We start from the raw sequence: 1,084 nt of genomic DNA, 5'->3' as shown, positions 1-1,084 counted from the left end.
CAGTTTAATGATATTAGCAGTAATGGCGAGTTCAGGAATTCCGGGTTTAGTTGGATTTATTTCTGAATTTATTGTGTTTCGCGGTAGTATTGCCGTTTTTCCAGTACAAACTTTATTGTGCATGATTGGAACGGGTTTAACTTCCGTGTATTTCCTAATTCTGATTAACCGGGTGTTTTTTGGACGTTTATCTGATTGGGTGGTGAATTTACCGCCAGTTCAATGGCGCGATCGAATTCCTGCTATTGCTTTGGCAATTATTATCACAATTTTGGGGATTCAACCGAGTTTGATGATTAACTTAAGTGAAAGTACAACAACGGCTTTAGTGAGTCTTTCGGCGACGGTTGCTAAGGCTTCCCAAACCAATCAATTTAAAATATTAAAATAGAGGACTGGATTCAAAAGTTTTGAGGTTCAGCCCTCTAAAAGCTTGTCATCATAACGACAAACAATTAACAACGAACAAACAACGGAAAACCAGCTTATGACCAGTACCACATCTCAACCTATTTCACATCCCCTCGAAGAATACATCCAACGACTGCAAACAGGTGATGCCCTTCTGTCTGACTACCCGGAAAATGTAGTCGAAGTTGTTGGTATTCTTAAAAGTTATGGTGTGGTTTTAGATGCGTACTCTCGTAATCTAATTTACATTGCCAACCATCAATTCTTGGTATTCTTTCCCTTTTTTAAATATTTCAATGGAGAATTTACGCTGTCAAAATTGCTACAACATTGGGGACATGATCGGATTAACTACGAATATGCAGAATATTGCATGAAAGCGATGCTGTGGCATGGGGGCGGTGGGCTAGATGCTTACTTAGATTCTCCCGAATTTCAACAGCGTGCAAACCAAGCTATTCAAGGGAGATTTAAGAATAATCTGTTAATTTTAGGACTCAATAAACTCTTTCCTGATTTTCTCACAGAACACATTCGTCAACTGTGTTATTACAGTGCGTTAGGTCAATTTTGGCGAGTGATGAGTGATATGTTTATCGAACTTTCTGATCGTTATGATCGCGGAGAAATTCAATCGATTCCCCAAGTTGTTGAGCATATTTTAAAGGGTTTA

At 38.7% G+C, this 1,084-nt stretch carries 1 protein-coding gene and 1 pseudogene; both read left to right on the top strand.

Translation table 11 applies throughout. The features are described 5' to 3' along the window. Nucleotides 1-391: pseudogene (locus tag M595_RS27795) on the top strand (NAD(P)H-quinone oxidoreductase subunit D4); the annotation flags it as partial. 96 nt (nucleotides 392-487) lie between these two features. Beyond that, nucleotides 488-1,084: CO2 hydration protein (locus tag M595_RS27790; RefSeq protein WP_023068075.1), on the top strand; the 597-nt coding region annotated here is incomplete at its 3' end.

It is taken from the genome of Lyngbya aestuarii BL J, from assembly GCF_000478195.2.
Taxonomy (GTDB): domain Bacteria; phylum Cyanobacteriota; class Cyanobacteriia; order Cyanobacteriales; family Microcoleaceae; genus Capilliphycus; species Capilliphycus aestuarii.
This window is presented reverse-complemented; position numbering and strand designations above follow the sequence as displayed.